We start from the raw sequence: 2,401 nt of genomic DNA on the forward strand, positions 1-2,401 counted from the left end.
AGCTCGCGGTGCCCGTCGGCTTCCACCTCCTCGAGCTGGCCGCGGATCACACCGGCACGCCGCTTGACCTTGAGGATTCCGGGGAGCGTGCCCTCGGCGTGGAGGCCGGCATCGACACAACCCGACATCGCATCCCAGATCGCATCGAGCCCGGCAGCGACCTCCTCTTCCGAGCGCAGCGATGTCTCGTTCAGTCGCGCCACCTCGGCGATCGACAGTCCGTTCTCGTCGCAGAGGGCGAGCAGCGACGCCGCATCCGCGTAGGAATACGGGAATCCGGCGGTCGCGAGCTTCGCCTCCTCGCCGTCGCGTCGGATGAAGCCTCCGCCGACCGAGTAGTAGGTCTCCTCGGCGAGCACCGCACCCGAGTCGTCCCAGGCGGTGATCGTCATGGCGTTCGGGTGCCCGGGAAGCCGGGTGCGCGGCGCGAACACGATGTCGTCCTTCGCGAAGGGGACGTCGTGGGTGCCGTCGATGCGGATCATGGCCTGCGCGGGCAGATCGGTCCAGGCTGCACGGACGTCGGCAGGATCGCAGGTCTCCGGCGTGAGACCGCGCAGGCCCGCGACGACCGCATCCGGGGTGCCGTGCCCGATACCCGTCGCTCCGAGCGAACCGTAGAGGGTGCTGCCGATCCGGGCGACCTGGGGAAGGATGCCCGTCGCTGTGAGTCGCCGAGCGAAGTCGAGGGCCGCTCGCATCGGTCCGACCGTATGGGAGCTCGATGGCCCCACTCCGATGGAGAAGAGGTCGAAGGCCGAGACGTACGCTGTCACCCCTCCAGGCTACGCCGGATTCACCACTTCGGTTCACCGCGGTTAACTCATCAGCGCGTCAAGCCCCTTCCCGTCCTGCGTGTGCGGAGCCATCCTGTTCAGACCACATCGTCGAAAGGGGTCATCATGACCGACACCACTCCCGACTCGGAGACCACGGACGAGGCCTCCCCCGAATCGCAGACCCCCACGCCCACGCCGTCGTCGGACACGAGCGAGGGCGAGGTCACGACACCCGCCGAGGCGGAATCGCCAGAAGACGCCGACCCGAGCGAGGTTCCGAGCACCGAGGAGCTCGAAGAGCCCAGCACCGAGAAGGCCCCGGGCGAAGAGCCCAAGGCTCCGAAGCGCGATGAGCCCGAGCCCGATCACGAGGCGGTCGGCATCGGCGTGATCGACACGGAAGAGCCGCAGGCCGACTGAGCTCCCGAAGAATCCGGAGCACCACAGAGGCCCCGTCCTGCTGTCATCGGCAGGACGGGGCCGCGGTCGTGAACGGGGTCCCCGCTACTCGACGAGCTTGCCCTCGGTGTCGACCTCCCGCATGAGCTCGGCGATCTCAGGCGAGATCTCAGGGATCGCCTCTCGGGTCACACCGTCCTTCGGCGACCACACCAGGTTCACCTGCAGTGTCGGGTCGGTGTCGGGGAAGTCGCTGCGGTTATGGCATCCACGGGTCTCCCGACGTTCCAGCGCCGCCTCGAGGGTGGCGCGTGCAGCGAGCGCCGACGCCTTGAGATCGAACGCGTGCGCGAGGTCCTGGAAACCCGCGATGTCGGGGTGGATGCCGATGTCCTCCATGCGCCCCTCGATCATGTCGAGGTCGGCGAGTCCCGCGCGCAGCCCCTCCTCCGAGCGCACGACTCCGGCGTACTCGGTCATCAGGTTGCGGATCGCGCGCTGCAGCGCGCGGACGTTCTCACGTCCCTCCGCGGCGAGCAGGTCGTCGATCTCCGCACGCGCCTCGGCGACGGCCGTCGCCGACCGACGCTGCGCATCCAGCCCGGCCGCATGCTCCATGGCCGCCTGCCCCACGATCCGCCCGTAGACGAGCAGCTCGATGAGCGAGTTGCCCCCGAGTCGGTTGGCGCCGTGCAGTCCGCTGGAGGCCTCGCCGATCGCGTACAGGCCGTCGACATCGGTCTGGTGGTCTTCCGGCCGCACCCACACACCGCCCATCGAATAGTGCGCGGTCGGTGCGATCTCGATCGGGTCGGTGGTGATGTCGAGCATCTGCAGCTCCATCATCGTCTGATAGACGCGTGGCAGGCGGGTCATGATCGTCTCGCGCGGCAGGTGCGACACGTCGAGCCAGACGCCACCGTTCTCGGTGCCGCGACCCTCCTGGATCTCGGTGTACGCCGCGAGCGCGACGCGGTCCCGCGTCGACAGCTCCATCCGCTCGGGGTCGTACTTAGCCATGAACCGCTCACCGAGCGCGTTGCGCAGGATGCCGCCCTCGCCGCGAGCCGCCTCGGAGATCAGGGTTCCCGCCGCGCTCTCCGGCTCGATGATGCCGGACGGGTGGAACTGGACGAGCTCGGGGTCGCGCAGGCGAGCTCCCGCGTCGACCGCCAAGCGGAAGGAGTCGCCCGTATTCTCGTCACGGCGGGGAGAGGGGGGGC

Annotated in this window: 3 protein-coding genes; 1 reads left to right on the forward strand and 2 read right to left on the reverse strand. The window is 68.9% G+C overall.

The window, feature by feature from the left end:
* Positions 1–776, reverse strand: a 776-nt coding sequence (locus DSP71_RS23440) for a serine dehydratase beta chain (RefSeq protein WP_309472613.1), incomplete at its 3' end; no start/stop codon positions are given.
* A 126-nt stretch (positions 777–902) separates the two neighbouring features.
* Between DSP71_RS23440 and DSP71_RS08960 the strand changes: the two genes are divergently transcribed.
* Complete coding sequence (locus DSP71_RS08960) at positions 903–1,199, forward strand: hypothetical protein (RefSeq protein ID WP_113680919.1); 297 nt, start codon at positions 903–905, stop codon at positions 1,197–1,199.
* An 84-nt stretch (positions 1,200–1,283) separates the two neighbouring features.
* On the opposite strand, the gene DSP71_RS23445 is transcribed toward DSP71_RS08960, so the two are convergent.
* Positions 1,284–2,401: FAD-binding protein (locus DSP71_RS23445; protein ID WP_258546342.1), on the reverse strand; the 1,118-nt coding region annotated here is incomplete at its 5' end.

The sequence above is a fragment of the Microbacterium sp. H6 genome (assembly GCF_003314775.1).
Lineage (GTDB): Bacteria > Actinomycetota > Actinomycetes > Actinomycetales > Microbacteriaceae > Microbacterium > Microbacterium oxydans.